This is a genomic window from Ligilactobacillus pabuli (assembly GCF_022836475.1).
In the GTDB taxonomy this organism is placed as follows: domain Bacteria; phylum Bacillota; class Bacilli; order Lactobacillales; family Lactobacillaceae; genus Ligilactobacillus; species Ligilactobacillus pabuli.
In genome coordinates this window covers 38866-56332 of sequence record NZ_BQXH01000006.1, presented here as the reverse complement: position 1 = coordinate 56332, position 17467 = coordinate 38866, and the positions used below count along the sequence as shown (strand labels likewise).

Here is a 17467-nt window from a genome sequence, read left to right as displayed (position 1 = left end):
TCGCCAAAGAAGCAGCAGAAACCCAGCAGTAAGCTATTTTTTAGGAGGTTTTAATTGTGAAAGAATCTCGGTTGTATGGTACAGCTGATTTTGAAAAATTTTACCAACTGTACTTGTATGTTTTTAATGCACCAGATGAATCAAGGCGACGACAGTATTTTTTTGAACGATGCCAACATGGATTAGTTTATGGCATTCAAACTGATAAAAAAATGACGAGCGCCTTATATAGTTTGCCATTTCAAATTGATTTTCATGGTCGTCAGTTTGCGATGAACGGCATTGGTGATGTAGCAACTGCTCCCGAGAGTGCGGGACAAGGCGGTGCTGGGAAATTACTGCAGTCAGCCCTGGATGAAATGAGCATAAACCGGGTGACTTTGTCATATTTAGCACCGTTTTCGTATGAATATTATCGCAAGTTTGGGTATGAACAAGTCTTTAACCACATTAAATATACGGTGAAAAATACGGCTGTACCTAGATTTACACCACAACAGCGCCAGGGCCGAGTAGTACGGGGAAAATTGGCCGAGAATTTGCCAGCCGTTGCTCAATTTTATGAAAGGCAGGCCAAGAAGGGGCTGAAAGGCGGATTATTACGTGAGGCATGGTGGTGGCACTATTTACCACTAAAAAATAATTGGTCGGTTGGTATTTATTATGATGACTATGATCTGGTTCAAGGTTATGTGATTTATGAGTTGAGCACCACTGAGTTGGTGGTCAAGGAACTGCTAGTGGAAACGACGGCAGCTTTTGAACACTTGGTGAAGTTTATCTTTAACCACCAAAATACAGTGAGACAGCTGGTTTTTGATGCACCTGATCCACGCTATCATGGAGACTGGTTGTTAGATCCAGAAAAGGTCAATGCTGAAATCTTACCATATATGATGGTGAGAATTGTTGATTTGTATGATTTCTTACACAGATATCCCTATGTCAAAGCTGAATTTGGACCAATTATTTTTGGAGTAGTTGACCAGAGCTTGCCGCAAAACAGTGGAGTGTGGGAAATTAGTGCGACTGGTGGAGTAGTTCAGGTTAAGCAAAACTTGCACCAAACAGTTGAACCTGAGAATCAAATCACTATTCAAGAACTGACGAAAGCTTTATTTGGCAGTGAAAGACTGACTAATATTGTTTTTAGTGGTAAAGCTCATTTAAAAGCGGAGACAGTCAGCCAGTTGATGGAAGTTTTGGTGAATGAGCCGCCAGAGTTAGTTGATTATTTCTAATACAGAGTGGCAAAGCTAAGTTAGAATCAATTAAATAAGCAACATCTAGAATCCCGCGTAAACAGTAATTTGATGTTTAGTGGGATTCTTTTCTGTTGTCAATCGTCATTTGCGAGTATGATAGAAGAATATTAATCACAGAAATCAGGGGAGAACCATGCAATTTTATACTTATCAATATTTGGTAGAAAATCAAGCGAAGTTTCCATATTTGCGAGTTGTGATCATTACTGTTTTAGCATTAAGCGTGTTGGGATTGTCAGTTCGTTATCTCAGAAATAAGGGTGAAATCAAGTATAAGGACTTGGCAGTAATTGCTGGGACAATGCTGATTTTATTTTTAGCACTGCAATTTAATGACTATACCAATTTTAAGACGAGTGTTCAGCAAAGCGGACAACAAGTCGAATTAGTTAAAAAAATTGCTCATAGTTTAAAGGTCAAGCCGGAACGTTTGAGTGTGAATCAAGCACAAACAGGCAACGGTGACCTGTTAATTAAGAGTCCTAAGGGCTATTATCGGGTGCTGTTTAGCAGTGATAATTCGGGTTATATGCTTGAAAAAGTCGAATTAACTGCTGGTAAAATTGAAGTTAAAGGAGATTAGGCAGATGTTTTCATATTCAGATGTTTTTTTCAAATTGGTGATTGGCTTTGTTTTTATCACGTTATTGATCAAATTTAGCGGAAAAGGTAGTTTAGCTCCCACGTCTCCGCTGGACCAATTACAAAACTATGTCTTAGGTGGAATTATTGGTGGAATTTTATATAACCAAGCAATCACTGTGGCACAATTTGTGGTGATTCTTTCAATTTGGGCTTTATTGATGTTAGTGACTCGTTATCTAAAGATCCACATCCATTTACTAGGAAAGTTTATTGATGGTGAACCGATCACGATTATTAAAAACGGTCAATTGCAGGTTGAAAGTTGTTTGCGCGCTAATATGTCAGCCAAAGAAATTGATTTTAAGTTGCGAGCCGCTGGGGTGATAGACGTTAGTGAGGTCAAACGAGCTATTCTTGAACAGAATGGGAGTATTACTGTGTTGGGTAAAGATGATGAAGATGTTCGTTATCCAGTGATTGTCGATGGTCAAATTGATCCAGATGTGTTGGAAGTGATGGGACATGATCAAGAGTGGTTGGAAAATGAACTACGTGCTCAAGGAGTAACAGATTTGCGTGATGTATTTATGGCAAAATATCGCCAAGAGCACTGGGAAATTGCACTTTATTCTCAAAAGTAAAGAATTGGCCTTAAATCTAGTGTAAGCTCGTCAGAGACGTTTGCAATGGCCTTGTGATTGGTGTATTGTGGAAGATGTACTTAATAAAATCGCTTGCATACGGTGGCTGTAGTGATTTGAGCCCTGAATATTAGCGAAACTGGCTAGATCGGCCAGTTTATTATAATAGCAGTCCTACAGATATATTTGCTGGGTTAGCTGGCAAGTATATTTTTTCTGAAATCGTACTGCTGTGTACATAATAAGGTGTATTGAGAGAGAAATTTAGGTTTCATGAGAATGGAGGAGAAAGAGTGGAAGTTCACTATTTAAAATCTGGAACTTTTAAGGCAGAAGACTTTGCCCAGCCGATGGTAATGGCACTGGGTTTTTTCGATGGAGTTCATCGTGGCCACCAACAAGTTATTAACACTGCCCGTAAGTTTGCCCAGGAAAAACAGCTTCCTTTAGCGGTCATGACCTTTGACCGTCATTCATCAATGTTATTTACAGATCCAGAGACGACGGAGTTTCGTTATTTGAATACTCTGGATGAAAAAATTCGGTTGATGGGCCACCAACAGGTTGACCAGTTGTTCGTGGTTGAGTTTTCGCGAGATTTTGCAGGGTTGAGCCCTGAAACGTTTGTCCAGCAATATTTAGTAGACTTGCAAGTACAAGTGGCAGTCGCTGGATTTGATTTTACCTTTGGCAAATTTGGCTTGGGTAATATGGAATTGTTAGAACAGTTGAGCCAGGGTCAATTCCTGACGATCACTGTGCCTAAAAAGGATGAACTAGCTGAAAAAATCAGTTCAACACGGATTCGTAAAGTGATTGAACTGGGAGAAATGGATGCAGCCGTTCGACTATTAGGACATGAATATGTCGTGACTGGGCAGTTACAAGCTGATGGAACGGTGACGATCACGAACCGTTACCAGCAGTTACCACCTCAGGGTGAGTATACCTGCCAAATTGAAATTGATGGAGAAGTTCACCAGAGCTTGATTGCGGTTAAAGAACCAGATGTTCAGCCAGTCCCACAAAATTTATGGGTTGACTTGAGCGCATTTTCTGCAGAAAGCCTTAAAAATTATACTGAAGTAAAACTGACGTGGTTGGGTCAAGCGAATAGCTACCAGGAAGTTTTACCCACTGATCAAGCAGAATCCTGCTAAGTTGCCAAATGTCAAAATTGAGGAATTATTAGTTGTTGTGACCACCAAGCTTTCAAGTTAAGGGTGTGAATTGGTGTGAATTATAATATTTTACCATTTAAATACTTTGTTGATGTTGTGGAAACTCAGGGGTTTACTTCGGCTGCTAAACGGAACTTTATTTCGCAGACCGCGATTAGTAATTCTGTCAAAAATTTGGAAAAGCAGTTGGGTGTTAAATTGGTCGACCGTTCAACTTCCCACTTTTTTGTGACGCCAGCGGGAGAAGTTTTATATCACGAGGCAATTAAGTTGATTAAAGATTATCAATCATTTGTGGATAATCTCAGTAATTTAAAGCATTCGGAAAACCAGAAACGAGTCATTAAAATTCGTTACTTGCGGGGCTTCGGTTACTGGGCAACGGTTTTAGCCAATGATCTTAAGAAAATAGATCCAAATATGGAGGTTCAGTTGGATACTGAATCATTTTCTGATAGTATCACTCGGCTAGATTCGGGAGACTATGATATTCTAATCAGTTTTTCGACGGCTGTCAGCAAAATCAAAAATATTAACTCGACTCCGATTGGTATGGCTAATTTTTGTATCTTAGCCAACAAGGACATTTTTGATAAAGAGGGTCAAGTTAAGACAAAAACTGTTGCGAAGAAGCCGTTATTTTTACAAAAATGGACGGCGACTGATAGTAATGATGTTCAACAAAAGATCCGGATTATTTTGAAGAAAATGGGGATCAGCTATTCTGAAGTAGTCTATCTAGATAGTTTTGATTCGGCGACAGCCAATGTTGAATTGTCTAAAGGACTAGCATTATATCCCCGAGAATTTTCGATCCCGGACTTCTATCCGAACGTTTTGAAGTACATTCCGAAGTTTCCAGACTTGCAGTATGATGTGGTTGCCATTCATCGGAAGCCAGAAATTAATCAGTTATTGAAAGATTATTTGAAATACATGAGCTCGACTAAGAAAACATAGCATAACATTTGACGATAAAAAATAGCACTTGGCCAAATTGGTCTAGTGCTATTTTTTAGCTTAAATTTTAGAGAATACTTATTAGAATAATAAATTATTGCAAAAATACACGTTGAATTAAATTTATTCGACTGAGCGTTTCAGCCATGGCATTTTGTCACGGAGGAATGGTACTACCCAGTGATCCAAACCAATCTTACCAGCATTGTAACCAGCAACTAAGATAATGAAACCAAGAATAATATAAGTTGGGTTAACTGAGATCGTGCCAGCAAAGATGTAAGCAAAGTTCATCATTAAACCGAAGAATGCTGCAGCTGTTGTTAATGTACCAAGTAATAAACCAAGACCAACTAACAATTCACCCCAGGCAACCATGAAACTAAAGAAGCCCATGTTTGGCATAACAAAGCTCTTCAAGAAAGGTGTATACCATGGGAAAGCTGCTGCACCGTGAGGATCCATAACAGGACTTGAAATTGCGTGAGCAACGAAGCCTTTAGCACTGAAACCGCCGGTAACTTTGCCCCAGCCATCCATGAACCATTCGTAACCTAAATAAAGACGAATAATTGTAACAACCCACATACCACTTTTACTATTGCGTAACCATTTAATCATCAGTAATTCCTCCTAGGGAAAATAGATTATTTGTTAATACACAAATTATAATAGCACATTAATTTATTTTTAAAAGCACAATTTTAGCTAATTGACCCAAAATTCACTGATTTTTAAGTTGCACGAAACCGTTTTAAGCCATGATGGTAAAGGGTTTTGGTCAACTAAAAATATTTGTGAAATTTTTTTGAATTTTTTTATTTGAAAATTTTGTTAACTCCACCTAAAAATCCCTAAACAGTTTATAATTTTTTTAAAATGTTGAATATAAGGTTTATGTATCAGGATATTATTTTAGGTTATAACCTCAAGTTATGAATAAAAACTATTATATGTTACCGTTTTCTTATAATGGAGCGTAAAATTATGATTGTGAAGAGAAGAGAGAGTTTAGAGAATGATGACTGAATATTAGGTCAGGAGGAATCACCATGGCGCAAAAATATCTGTTAGCGATCGATGAAGGAACTACGAGCACACGTGCGATTATTTTCGATCATGATGGCCAGAAAGTTACCGAATCTCAAAAAGAATTTCGCCAGTACTTTCCGAATCCTGGGTGGGTTGAACATGATGCCAATGAAATTTGGAACTCAGTTCAGTCCACAATTGCAAACGCTTTTATCAATTCGGGCATTAAGCCGGATCAAATCGCAGGGATCGGAATTACTAACCAGCGGGAAACTGCAGTCGTTTGGGATAAGAAAACTGGTTTACCAATTTACCATGCAGTTGTTTGGCAGTCACGACAAACAGCACCGTTGGCTAACAAAATCATCGCTGATGGATATCAAGACATGATTCACGCAAAGACTGGGTTAATTCCAGATGCTTATTTCTCGGCAACCAAGATTCGTTGGATTTTAGACCAAGTTCCCGGATCACAAGAAAGAGCGGAAAAAGGCGAGCTGCTATTTGGAACCATTGATACCTGGCTCGTTTGGAAATTAACTGGTGGTCAAGTGCATGTCACTGATTATTCCAATGCAAGTCGAACGATGCTATTTAATATCTTTGACTTACAGTGGGATCAGGAAATTCTGGAATTACTCAATATTCCAGCAATCATGTTACCGGAAGTGCGGTCGAACTCAGAAGTTTATGGGAAAACGATCGATTACCATTTCTACGGTAGTCAGGTGCCGATTTCAGGAATGGCAGGGGATCAGCAGGCGGCCTTAGTTGGTCAGCTAGCGTTTGAACCGGGGATGGTTAAAAACACCTATGGAACTGGTGCTTTTACCGTCATGAATACCGGGACTAAACCACAGTTGTCAAACAATAATTTGTTGACGACAATTGCTTATGGAATTAACGGCCAAGTGAATTATGCTCTTGAAGGTAGTATCTATGTGGCTGGTTCCGCTATTCAATGGTTACGCGACCAGATGGAAATGATCGAGGCTGCGCCGGATTCTCAGCAAGCTGCTGAAAATTCTAGCAGTAATAACGAAGTCTTTGTCGTTCCAGCCTTTACTGGTTTGGGTGCACCATACTGGGACTCGAATGTTCGCGGTGCTGTTTTCGGGTTGACGCGTGGGACCTCACGCAACGACTTTATCAAAGCAACATTGCAATCATTGGCCTATCAAAGTCGTGATGTAGTTGACACCATGCAAAAAGATACTGGCATTGAGATTCCGAAGCTGAAAGTTGACGGCGGCGCTGCTAAAAATGATTATTTAATGCAGTTCCAAGCGGATATTTTAGGCATTGAGATCGACCGGGCAGCTAACCTAGAGACGACCGCTTTAGGCGCAGCATTCTTGGCTGGTTTAGGCATTGGTTTTTGGGATAGTATTGAGGAAATCAAGCGAATTCAAACCGGCGGCAGACAGTTTGAACCAGCCATGCAACCAGCCGAGAGAGAAACATTATATGCTGGTTGGCAGTCAGCAGTTACGGCAGCACAGACCTTTTCATTTGAACCATACTCCCCCGAAGAGGACTAATATTCGGACCAAATGTTAGCACTTACAGCTTACCCACAAAAGGAGAGAGATTTATGTCATTTTCAATCGAAACAAGAAAGCAAGAAATCGCCAGTTTAAAAAACGCAGACCTTGATTTATTGATCGTTGGTGGTGGTATTACGGGTGCCGGTGTTGCTTTACAAGCAAGTGCCGCTGGGATGAAAACAGCTCTGATCGACATGCAAGATTTCGGAGCTGGAACTTCTTCTCGGTCAACTCGCCTAGTCCATGGTGGAATTCGTTACTTGAAGAATTTTGACGTGCAGGTCGTTTCAGACACGGTTAAGGAACGGGCAATTGTTCAACATATTGCACCGCATATGACACAGGCTGATCCGATGATTTTACCGATTTACGACGAACCAGGGACAACGTTTACGATGTTTTCTGTGAAAGTTGCGATGGATCTTTATGATCATTTGGCAGGAATCGAAGGCGACTCTCCGTTGATGAGATATGCTAACTACATGATCGACAAAGAAGAAGTCTTGAAACGTGAACCACAGTTGAACCCAACTAACCTAGAAGGTGCTGGAGTTTACCTGGATTATCAAAACAATGATTCACGTTTGGTAGTGGAAAATATTAAAAAGGCTCACGATGAAGGCGGAATGATGTTAAGTCGCATCAAATGTATCGAAATCTTACATGATGAAGCTGGCAAAGTTAATGGTGCTTTAGTGAAAGATATGCTGACAGGTGAAGAATTTGAGATCAAGGCTAAAATTGTGATCAATACTTCAGGCCCATGGTCAGATTTGGTTCGCGCTACTGACTCTAAGAGTTCGAAGCGCAAAGAAATGCGTCCAACTAAAGGGGTGCATTTGGTAGTTGACCAATCAAGACTAAGCGTACCACAACCAACTTACTTTGGCTCAGGAACAGACGATGGCCGGATGATCTTTACGATTCCACGGGAAGGCAAGACTTACTTTGGGACAACGGATACCGATTATGAAGGCGATTTGGAAAATCCTAAAGTTGAAATGTCAGATGTTGAGTATCTCTTGAAGATCGTCAACAAGAAGTATCCAAGCGCACATCTGACGATCGATGACATTGAAGCAAGCTGGGCTGGCGTTCGTCCGTTGATGGCGGCGGAAGAGACTGACAAAGATGAAGAAGTCGACGCAGTTTCAGGCGCAAGCGATGCAGGCGATACTTCAGCACCATCTGCTGTTTCACGTGGTAGTTCTTTGAAAGTTGCTGAGGACGGCTTGATCACTTTGGCCGGCGGAAAACTGACTGACTACCGTGTCATGGCTGACGGAGCGATGGAATTGATCGTTGATACTTTGGCAGACTCATTTGATAAGAAATATGTCTTACGTGATTCTTCAAAAATCAAAGTTTCCGGTGGGGACTTCGATTCAGACCATGCTGAAGATGAAATTGATAGATTTGCTTCATTCGAAGTTAAAGTGGGCATCACGCCAGAAGAGGCTCATGAAATTGCTAGTTTGTACGGCTCCAATGCACTGAATATTTTCAAACGTGCAGAAGTTATTCAACCAGCAGAAGGCTTGAGCTTGGGTGAGACAGTCGCATTAGATTATTCACTAGACGAAGAAATGACCTTATCATTGGTTGATTACTTGATGCGGCGGACCTACCACATCTTGTTTAAGAGTGATAATTTAGATAATGTTGTTCCTGGCGTCACTAAAGTAATGGCCGATTACTTGGACTGGGATGACGCAGAAATTACTCGCCAGCAACAGGAATTAGCGGATGTGATCGCTGAATCTGAACTGGTTGAGCTAAAAAAAGAAGCACTCGTTGTTGAATAAATGAGTGTTAGAACTAGGCACGAGAGAGAAAAAATTTATAAAAAAGAGAAATTTGGAAAAGGTGGAGAGTTAATTGATCGCTGTTAGATATTGTTCTAAGTCAGGTAATACGGAAAAAGTTGCTAAGTTAATTGGTGAAAAACTAGGGGTGGAAGCAGCCTCTGTTGAAACACCACTTGAAGGCCAAGTGGAAAAATTATACTTGGGTGGAGCTGTTCACGGTAAGATGTACGCTGAATTGAAAGACTTTGCAACAAATCTTGATCCGCAACAAGTCGGTGAAGTATACATGTTTGGGACTTCAGGCGGCGTATTCTCAATCAAAAAAGAATTAACTTCTGCTATTAAAGCAAGCGGCGTGAAGGTCGGGAAAGAATCAATGTTCTTACACGGTTTTGCACCGAAAGTTAAGTCAGATTTGAATGACAAACAACTTGAAGAAGTTGATAAGTTTGTTGCAGCTACTAAATAAGTAAGTTCCCCCACTAGTCTTAGTGACTGGTGTCTAAAAAATGGTAACTCCTCATATATAAAACCCTTAGGATCTCGTCATGTAACGATGGCGGGGTCTTTTTTTTAAACAGAGCGGAGCAAAGCGGTAAGCTTCCGAGCACTATCGGAGTCTGCCTTTAATGCGGTTTCGGCATTGAAGGTGGACTTGGATAGGCGGAAGAAGCTGCTTTGAGTAACTCGACTAATAAAAACATGGCGAAGCAAACCGGTTAACTCCTGAGTGTGCTTATGTTTTGACCTTCAATGTGTCTTTAGCATTGGGATTTGGGTCAGAAACAGTGAAAAGAATTGGTTTGAGCAACTGACTATATTGGATGGAAAGGAACTTATAATATAGTAGGAAAGTCACATTAAAAATCAGTTTAACAAAAAACAGCACCCTTAACCGAAATTAAGGATGCTGTTTGTCGTTACTGATGATGGGTGGTCAGGGGCTCGAACCCTGGACCCACGGATTAAGAGTCCGTTGCTCTACCAACTGAGCTAACCGCCCATAAGTATCTGACGTGATACCAACACCAATTATAATACCAATAAATTCAAATGAATGCAAGCTTTTTTGGGCAATTTACGTGACAAATTTTTGTTAGCTCAGCAGCCTCAGAGAGCATAATTGTGGCTAAATCGACAATAAAATGCATAAAAAGGTGCTTATTCACTGAATAAATGAATAATACAGCTTTTATTTGTATAAATAGTCAAAAAGTGCTTGAAATATGAAATAAAATACAGTATGCTTATAAACATAGAAAACAACAGAAAATAAATCAGCAAAAACAAAAGGATGAGTGAAAATGAAGAAGAAAAAGAATTTGTACATATTAGTAGCGTTTATGGCATTATTTTGTGTGGTACTAACAGCTTGCGGCAAGAAGGATGCTGATAACAGTGTCCAAAAGATTAAGGACAAGAAAACCTTAGTGGTTGGAACTTCCGCTGATTATGCACCATTTGAATTTCCAGTTGTACAAAATGGTCAAAAGAAGATTACTGGTTATGACATGTTATTAGCCAATAAAATCGCTGATCAATTGGGCGTGAAACTCAAAATCGTTAACACCGAGTTTCCTTCATTAGTTTCAGAATTGAAAAATAACAAGGTTGATATCGTGATGGCCGGAATGGTTTCAACCAAGGAACGGAAAAAAGCAGTGGCATTCTCAAAGAGTTACTTTAATGTCCAAAACCAAGTTCTAGTTAGAAAAGGTGAAGGCAACAAGTTCCAGGATGCTGCAACTGACTTCAAGAATAAAGCTGTTGGTGTTCAACAAACAACAACTCAAGAAAAAATTGCTAAGGAACAGATGAAGGGTTCCAACGTTGTTTCTGAAGGTAAGGTAACTTCTTTAACGACTGAATTGAGAACTAACAAGCTCGATGCAGTCGTCCTTGAAAATACGGTGGCTGCTACTTATGTTAAAAAGTTCCCAGAACAGTATGAAATTGCTAAGGCTAAATTGAACACACCAAAAGACATTCAAAATATTAACGTTGCCACCAGAAAGTCAGACAAAAAATTAACGGCTGAAATTAATAAGGTGATCAACAAAGAAGAAAAGAATGGCGGCTTGAAACAGATGTTACAAAAAGCACAACAGCTTCAATTGGAAAGCAATTAGTCGGGTAACTAGATTAGGAAGAATCAGTCAGGTGTGACATTTAGTTCAGCACACTGGCTGGTTTTTCAACATTTAGGTGTAAGTAGGGAGGAAAAGTATGTTTGACTTTTTAGGACATTATTATCAACTGTTTCTACAAGGAACAGGCTTAACGATCATTATTTCAGTGATTGGGATCGTAATTGGGATTTGTTTAGGTTTGGTACTGGTCTTATTACGCCGGTCCAAGTTGAAAATTTTGCAATATATCGCACGAATTTACGTTTCAATCGTCCGGGGAACACCATCGATGATCCAAGTCATGTTAATTTACTATTCAATTTCTAAAGGCTTGGAAATTTCACAAGTTCAAATTCTTGGTTCAGGGTTGGACCGCATCATTCCAGGTTCAATTGCGTTGGGCTTAAACTCTGCGGCTTATACTTCAGAAATTTTCCGTTCAGGAATCATTTCAGTGCCAACTGGTCAAATGGAAGCAGGTTTGTCACTTGGAATGAGTGAAAAGACAACGTTGTTTTCCATTGTGTTACCACAGGCTGTCCGGAATATTTTGCCGGCCTTAGGCAATGAATTTATTACTTTGATCAAAGAATCATCCGTCCTTTTCTACATCGGGGTTCAAGAAGTGACTGCTCAAGCACTTGGTGTCGGCGGAACCTTATATGACTACGTGCCGCCGTTGTTAGTTGCCGCTGTAATTTACTGGATCTTGACCAGCTTAATGGCACAACTACTAGGTATCTTTGAAAAGAGAATGGGCAAAAAGTACAGTATTTCAGCTGATAATGACTAACTAGTCATAAATGGGGGAGAGAATATGGTAAAAGCACTGGCAAAATTATTTCAAGCACCAGAAAAGAACATTATGGCCGAGATCGGGAAAACGGCTGCTTTGATGACAGACGTGATCGATTTATCGATTGGAGATCCAGATTTGGCGACACCAGCACCAATCGTTAACGCAGCGGCAACAGCAATGTTAGCCGGTAAAACGCACTACACTGCTTCTGCAGGAGATCCTGAGTATTTACAAGCAATTTTGGACTTCCATCATCAAAACTTTGGTTCACACTACCAAATGGAAAATGTCCAAGCCACAGTTGGTGCCAGCCACGCAACAGACCTGGCCTTTGGTGCCTTGCTTGATCCGGATGACGAAGTAATTATTTTTGAACCATATTTTTCACCATATAAAGTCCAAGTTGAACAATATCACGCCAAGCCAGTCTTTGTAACTTGCCAAGCAGCGGATAACTTCCAACCGCAAAAAGCGGCGATAGCAGCAGCAATCACTGCTAAAACTAAGGCGATTTTAGTTAATTCACCCAATAACCCGACTGGTGCGGTCTATGACCAAGAGACTTTACAGGCTATTGCAGATTTGGCCAAACAACATGATCTCTATTTGATTGCCGATGAAGTTTATTGGCCATATGTCTATAATGACCATGAATTTGTGCCGTTGGAAAACTTAGCGCCCGAACGGACCTTAGTGACAGGTTCATTGTCGAAAGTCTTTGCGATGACTGGTTTTCGGATTGGCTATTTGTTAGGGCCCAAAGAAGTCGTGAGCGCGGCTGGTTTATTAAATGAAGGTGTGACTTATACCGCCCCTAGCATGGCGCAAAGTGCGGGCGGCTTCGGTTTGCAAAATGTGACTGAATTAGTTGAACCATTGAAAAATGAATTTAGCCAACGCTTAGCGTACCTAGGTGAAGAATTGAACCAGTTATCCTGGGCAAAAACAATTCCGGTCGCCGGCAGTTTATACCTCTTCTTGGATATTTCAGGTTCAGGGATGGATGACGTAGAATTTAGTGATTACTTATTGGAACAAGCAGGAATTCTAGTGATTCCAGGTCAGGCTTTTGGTACGAGTGGAAAAGGATTTGTCAGAATCGCTGCGACGCAAGAAATGGCTGTCCTCAAACAAGCAGTGGCAGGCTTTAAGTCGTTGAGCTTTGCGTCTCAGAAAATTACGGAATAAAAGGAGAAAATAAACGTGACGAAACTATTACTATTTAATGTTTTAGATGATGAAATCGGTGTAATCGATCAGTGGCTAGCAAAGAACCCTACTGTACAAATTGATACTAACCGAGTGACTTTGACGGCAGAAACTGTTGATTTGGCACAAGGTTATGATGGAATTGTGTTACAACAGGATAACCTCATTGATGATCCGGTAATTTACCAAAAATTACATGAATTTGGGATCAAACAAATTTCCTTACGAACGACTGGCTACGAAACGGTCGACTTAAAAGCAGCCGCTGCCAATGATTTGGTGGTCACCAATGTTCCTGCTTATTCTCCTCGTTCTGTCTCCGAACTGGTTTTGGCACATACCATGTGGTTATTACGCCATTTGAACGTTGCCGCCAAACGTGAAAGCCAGAACGACTTTACCTGGGAGAACTTGCAAGCACGAGAAATTCATGAATTAACGGTTGGTATTATTGGTGCTGGCAAGATTGGGAGCGAAGTGGCCCGCATCTTCAAGGCCCTCGGTTCTCACGTGATCGTTTCTGACCCAGTTCATCGCCCAGAATTAAATAGTGTTGTTACTTATGTTGACCAAGAAACGGTCTTTAAAGAGGCAGACATTATTACGATGCATACACCACTGTTGGATAGTACTTATCATGTGGTAAATGAGGCTGCCTTCCAAATGATGAAGCCAACTGCCATCTTTATTAATGCTTCACGTGGTGCCGTAGTTGATACCCCAGCCTTATTGTCGGCCTTAAAGACTGGTGAAATTGCCGCAGCCGGGATCGATACGATTGAAAATGAAGCCGACATTTTTAGTAAGGACTTCTCCCAGTCTAAACAACCCAATGAGTGGCTACAGGAATTATTGTCATTGGATAATGCCACAGTTAGCCCACATATTGGCTTTTATACTGATATTGCGGTTAAGAATATGGTTGAAATTTCTTTGGCTGATGCATTGACGGTTATCGCTGGCAAACATAGTGCTCACGAAATCTCCACAGAAGAATAATTAATTAAAGTCACCAAACTCTTTTGAAGGCACTTCAAGAGTTGGTGGCTTTTTTGAACTTAAAAACTTAGAAGCTTCCAGTGATACAAAGTGGAGTGGATCTGGTACACTATGTTTAGTTTAGAGTAGGAGGCGTTATTTTATGGAAGACTTAACGATCGAACAACTTTTTGCAGAGTATGAAACTGAAAGAGTTCATGTGGAGCTGCAAGATTTAGGTGAACCGGTAGGAAATGAACAATGGTAGGTTTGTTTGCGGGTCGGTTTGCTTTGTGTTTTGTTGATTTAAATGAAAACAGGCAGTTCTGTCACGGTGGTGAGTATCTTACACTATGGCGACAAAACTGTCCGTTAAATTTTGAAGTTAATTCTATCCCGAATTTTTGGCAAAAAAAGAGAAGCCAGCTTCGTTTTCCAAATGCATTTCGCACCAACAATGCTTCTTCTCATGGGTTTGGCACCCTATGGGTGGTCAGGGGCTCGAACCCTGGACCCACGGATTAAGAGTCCGTTGCTCTACCAACTGAGCTAACCGCCCAAATCATTAAAATGACCATCTACTATTATGCCAATTTTTTGAAGAAAAAACAAGCCTTTTTTCAAAAAAGTGCAAATATTTGTAATTTTAGTGCTAAATAATGGTTGGAACGATGTCTTTTGGCTATCAGGTGAGCCAAAAGCAGAAAGTTTATGTTCAGTAAGAGAGATGGAGTATAATTTTGGCTAAACAAGTGGTGGAGGAAAATGGATGGCAGTTAAAAAGCTAGAAATCAGAGAAATCGAGGTTCGTGATAATGCCGAAATTCAGGCGCTGATCAAACAAGTTTTGGAAGAATATGGTGACGCCAAGCCAGGGACAGCATATTTTGATCCAGAACTAGGAAGTTTGGCCCAGTTTTATGCAGCTAAAACATGCCGCAAGTATTGGGTCGTGACTGCAGCAGGACGAGTTGTGGGCGGCTGTGGGGTAGCTGAGTTTGATACGCAAGGAACGGCAGAATTGCAGAAACTCTATTTCCTACCTGAATTTCGTGGACTAGGTTTAGGAAAACGATTAGCGAATTTGTGTGAAGAGTTTGCGCGTCAAGCTGGGTTTAAGTCCTTGTATCTGGAAACACTCTCCAACATGCACGAAGCGGTGGGGCTATATCAGCATCTGGGTTTTGAACCACGGTCCACCCCCGTGGCGAAACGGAACATCCGACGTGTGATATTTGGCTAGAAAAACTGATTTAGAAGATCAGTGTAAAAAACAGGCACAACTACTGCAGAATTAACTGCTGGTAGCTGTGCCTGTTTGAATTGATCCTTAGTAAGTGCTATTAGGGTTTTTGCGTAAAGAAACATAAATCTTTTTGACGAATAAGTACAGAATTGGAGTAAGAATCGCCGTTGAAACTGAATTAACCACAGTTGCTGGTAAACTTAGGAATGAAGCAACTAGGGCAGCTTTGACAACCGAGCCAGCCATTAAGGCTTCAACTAGAGAAACACAGTAGGTGGTGAAAATTTTAGTGACCCCGGCCACGATGGCGATAATGATAATGTTACGGTTAGTATCGCGTGAACCTAGGAGTTTGAAAACGGCGGTGATGACGAATGCGATCACCACAACTTCTAACATGGTTAACCATGAAGTAGCGGCATAACCGTTTAAGATATCAAAGCCGCCTAAGCCGATGATTCCGGCCAGCATTCCGTTTCTGTGGCCTAAAAATAAGATGGCGACAGCAGTCAAAGTGTTACCAAAATGAATGAAAGGCCGACCAACTAAGGCAGGGATGGGAATTCGTAAGACCCAAATTCCGATATAAATAATGGCTGCAAATAAGCCGGTTAAAATAATTGCGCGTAATGAATTTTTGTTATCTCTCATTAAAGTGAGCTCCTTTATTAATTTGTTGAAGAAATTGTGGTAATGCCTGGGAATAGTTAATCCCCAGCCGTGGATCGATTTCTGGTTCAGACTGACGTACAGTGATAGCGTGGCTTAATAGATCCATCGCTGCAATACTAGCCTTTTGGGCAGACAAACCGTGTAGTAGGCCTGCAAACAAAGCAGCAGCAAAGATATCGCCCGTTCCAAAATAGTTGGCTGCGATTCGTGGACGGATCTCAGTCCAAAGTGGTTGCTCTTTTGTTTGACCGACAACGGCGATTTCTTGCTCGTTGACTGGGACACCAGTAACTAGGACTACTGGTACTTGAAACTGGTCGTGCAGCTCTTTAACGGCTAATTTGGCAGCAACTAGCCCGCCATGACTTAGTTCAGGTTGGCCTAATAGAAAAGCTGCTTCGGTCAAATTAGGAGTTAAAACGTGGGCTTGTGGCAGTAGTGCGCGCATGTCAGTGACATAGCTTTGGTCAAACCCTTGGTAGAGTTTGCCGTGATCACCCATCACTGGATCTAACAAGATCATTGAATCAGGGTCAGTGATCTTAGGTAATCGTGCTAGTAATTGGCGGAGCGGTTGCTGCCCCAGATAGCCGAGGTAAACTGCAGAAAAAGTTAAGTTTAGTTCGTGCCAGTGGTTAATGATCTGCCCCATTTCGTGGCTTAAATCAAGGTATGTATTCTGGCCAAATCCACCAGTATGGGTGGAAAGCAAGGCAGTTGGTAAAGCAGTCACATTGAGGCCACTGGCACTAAGTAAAGGTAAAGCAGTTAGCAAGGAGACTTGTCCAAAACAAGAAAGATCTTGACTAACTAGAATATTTTGCGACAAATAAATTCTCCTTTCAAACACAGAGCGAAGGGAGGCGTTTAAGAGATGAGCATTAACAGGCTTCCGTGCATGATGCGTTTTAGGCATCGTGGCAGAAACAGGTTAAGCGGAATCTCTTGCCTCACATAGCTCGACTACAAACACAGAGCGAAGCAAAGCGGTTAGTTCCCGAGCATATCAGAGCCCAGCCTTTAATGCGGTGTCGGCATTGAAGGTTGAGCTTAGATAGGCGGAAGGAGCTGCTTTGAGTAGCTCGACTACAAACACAGAGCGAAATCTCCAGCCAGCCACTCTGGCTTCTGAGCCGGTTTCAAACATTATAAAATAATGAACACTTTTTAGTATTATAAGGCGAGAACTAAATCAGTACAACCTTTATAAAAGTCAGAGCTTGGTAGGTTCAGGGTTAATTGGCTAGTTGGAAACTGGATGTTTACTAATGATACTTTAACTTTTAGTATAGCACCTTTGAGAATAAGAACTGGGTAAAATGCACTGTTTGTTGGAAAAAGGAGTGAAATTGGTAGAGAGATAAAAAGCAATATTTGGCATAAGCTTATTAGTGGTTTATAATGAAATGGAGTAA

General features: G+C 40.9%; 16 protein-coding genes, 2 tRNA genes and 1 pseudogene. 14 read left to right on the top strand and 5 right to left on the bottom strand.

Annotated features, from left to right (window positions below):
• Positions 1 to 56 precede the first annotated feature (56 nt).
• The 5 genes from LPAF129_RS04320 (at position 57) to LPAF129_RS04300 (ending at position 4632) form a co-directional block, all read left to right on the top strand.
• Positions 57 to 1241, top strand: a complete 1185-nt coding sequence (locus LPAF129_RS04320; protein ID WP_244054932.1) for a GNAT family N-acetyltransferase — start codon at positions 57 to 59, stop codon at positions 1239 to 1241.
• Positions 1242 to 1398: 157 nt separating this feature from the next.
• The gene (locus LPAF129_RS04315) at positions 1399 to 1848 is read left to right on the top strand and encodes a DUF3290 domain-containing protein (protein ID WP_244054931.1); all 450 of its coding nucleotides are present in this window, start codon (positions 1399 to 1401) and stop codon (positions 1846 to 1848) included.
• 4 nt (positions 1849 to 1852) lie between these two features.
• Positions 1853 to 2491, top strand: coding sequence for a DUF421 domain-containing protein (locus LPAF129_RS04310; RefSeq protein WP_244054930.1), 639 nt, complete (start codon positions 1853 to 1855; stop codon positions 2489 to 2491).
• Between the two features lie 293 nt (positions 2492 to 2784).
• Positions 2785 to 3651 carry an FAD synthetase family protein gene (locus tag LPAF129_RS04305; protein WP_244054929.1) on the top strand — a complete coding sequence of 289 codons (867 nt, stop codon included), beginning with the start codon at positions 2785 to 2787 and terminating at the stop codon, positions 3649 to 3651.
• A gap of 75 nt (positions 3652 to 3726) precedes the next feature.
• Positions 3727 to 4632, top strand: coding sequence for a LysR family transcriptional regulator (locus tag LPAF129_RS04300; RefSeq protein WP_244054928.1), 906 nt, complete (start codon positions 3727 to 3729; stop codon positions 4630 to 4632).
• Positions 4633 to 4755: 123 nt separating this feature from the next.
• Here LPAF129_RS04300 and LPAF129_RS04295 read toward each other — a convergent pair whose 3' ends face one another.
• Entirely contained in the window at positions 4756 to 5253 is a 498-nt protein-coding gene (locus LPAF129_RS04295) for a DoxX family membrane protein (protein ID WP_244054927.1), read from the bottom strand.
• Between the two features lie 431 nt (positions 5254 to 5684).
• Here LPAF129_RS04295 and glpK point away from each other — a divergent pair, with 431 nt between their 5' ends.
• The 3 genes from glpK (at position 5685) to LPAF129_RS04280 (ending at position 9488) form a co-directional block, all read left to right on the top strand.
• Complete coding sequence (gene glpK / locus LPAF129_RS04290; RefSeq protein WP_244054926.1) at positions 5685 to 7205, top strand: glycerol kinase GlpK; 1521 nt, start codon at positions 5685 to 5687, stop codon at positions 7203 to 7205.
• Between the two features lie 53 nt (positions 7206 to 7258).
• Complete coding sequence (locus tag LPAF129_RS04285) at positions 7259 to 9016, top strand: FAD-dependent oxidoreductase (RefSeq protein ID WP_244054925.1); 1758 nt, start codon at positions 7259 to 7261, stop codon at positions 9014 to 9016.
• A gap of 73 nt (positions 9017 to 9089) precedes the next feature.
• Positions 9090 to 9488 (top strand): flavodoxin family protein, encoded by a 399-nt coding sequence (locus LPAF129_RS04280; protein WP_244054924.1) that lies wholly within the window; start codon positions 9090 to 9092, stop codon positions 9486 to 9488.
• Between the two features lie 461 nt (positions 9489 to 9949).
• Here LPAF129_RS04280 and LPAF129_RS04275 read toward each other — a convergent pair.
• Positions 9950 to 10022: transfer RNA gene (locus LPAF129_RS04275), tRNA-Lys, on the bottom strand.
• Between the two features lie 301 nt (positions 10023 to 10323).
• Here LPAF129_RS04275 and LPAF129_RS04270 point away from each other — a divergent pair.
• From LPAF129_RS04270 to LPAF129_RS04250, 5 genes and pseudogenes are all read left to right on the top strand, one after another.
• Positions 10324 to 11148 carry a transporter substrate-binding domain-containing protein gene (locus LPAF129_RS04270; RefSeq protein WP_244054923.1) on the top strand — a complete coding sequence of 275 codons (825 nt, stop codon included), beginning with the start codon at positions 10324 to 10326 and terminating at the stop codon, positions 11146 to 11148.
• A gap of 97 nt (positions 11149 to 11245) precedes the next feature.
• Positions 11246 to 11941: an amino acid ABC transporter permease gene (locus LPAF129_RS04265; RefSeq protein ID WP_244054922.1), complete on the top strand. Its 696-nt coding sequence runs from the start codon at positions 11246 to 11248 to the stop codon at positions 11939 to 11941.
• 24 nt (positions 11942 to 11965) lie between these two features.
• Positions 11966 to 13135: an aminotransferase class I/II-fold pyridoxal phosphate-dependent enzyme gene (locus tag LPAF129_RS04260; protein WP_244054921.1), complete on the top strand. Its 1170-nt coding sequence runs from the start codon at positions 11966 to 11968 to the stop codon at positions 13133 to 13135.
• 15 nt (positions 13136 to 13150) lie between these two features.
• On the top strand, positions 13151 to 14155 hold the full coding sequence (locus tag LPAF129_RS04255) for a D-2-hydroxyacid dehydrogenase (protein WP_244054920.1): 1005 nt from the start codon (positions 13151 to 13153) through the stop codon (positions 14153 to 14155).
• A 148-nt stretch (positions 14156 to 14303) separates the two neighbouring features.
• Positions 14304 to 14402 (top strand): annotated as a pseudogene (locus LPAF129_RS04250) (AbrB/MazE/SpoVT family DNA-binding domain-containing protein); the annotation flags it as partial.
• A 218-nt stretch (positions 14403 to 14620) separates the two neighbouring features.
• Here LPAF129_RS04250 and LPAF129_RS04245 read toward each other — a convergent pair.
• Positions 14621 to 14693 (bottom strand) — tRNA-Lys (locus tag LPAF129_RS04245).
• Between the two features lie 210 nt (positions 14694 to 14903).
• On the opposite strand from LPAF129_RS04245, the gene LPAF129_RS04240 reads away from it, so the two are divergent.
• Positions 14904 to 15377, top strand: a complete 474-nt coding sequence (locus LPAF129_RS04240; protein ID WP_244054919.1) for a GNAT family N-acetyltransferase — start codon at positions 14904 to 14906, stop codon at positions 15375 to 15377.
• 87 nt (positions 15378 to 15464) lie between these two features.
• Here LPAF129_RS04240 and LPAF129_RS04235 read toward each other — a convergent pair whose 3' ends face one another.
• Together LPAF129_RS04235 and LPAF129_RS04230 are read right to left on the bottom strand one after the other, a co-directional pair.
• Positions 15465 to 16031 (bottom strand): ECF transporter S component, encoded by a 567-nt coding sequence (locus LPAF129_RS04235; protein WP_244054918.1) that lies wholly within the window; start codon positions 16029 to 16031, stop codon positions 15465 to 15467.
• A complete protein-coding gene (locus tag LPAF129_RS04230; RefSeq protein WP_244054917.1) occupies positions 16021 to 16881 on the bottom strand; it encodes a pyridoxamine kinase in 861 nt (286 codons plus the stop codon). The genes LPAF129_RS04235 and LPAF129_RS04230 overlap by 11 nt, the downstream gene beginning before the upstream one ends.
• Positions 16882 to 17467 lie beyond the last annotated feature (586 nt).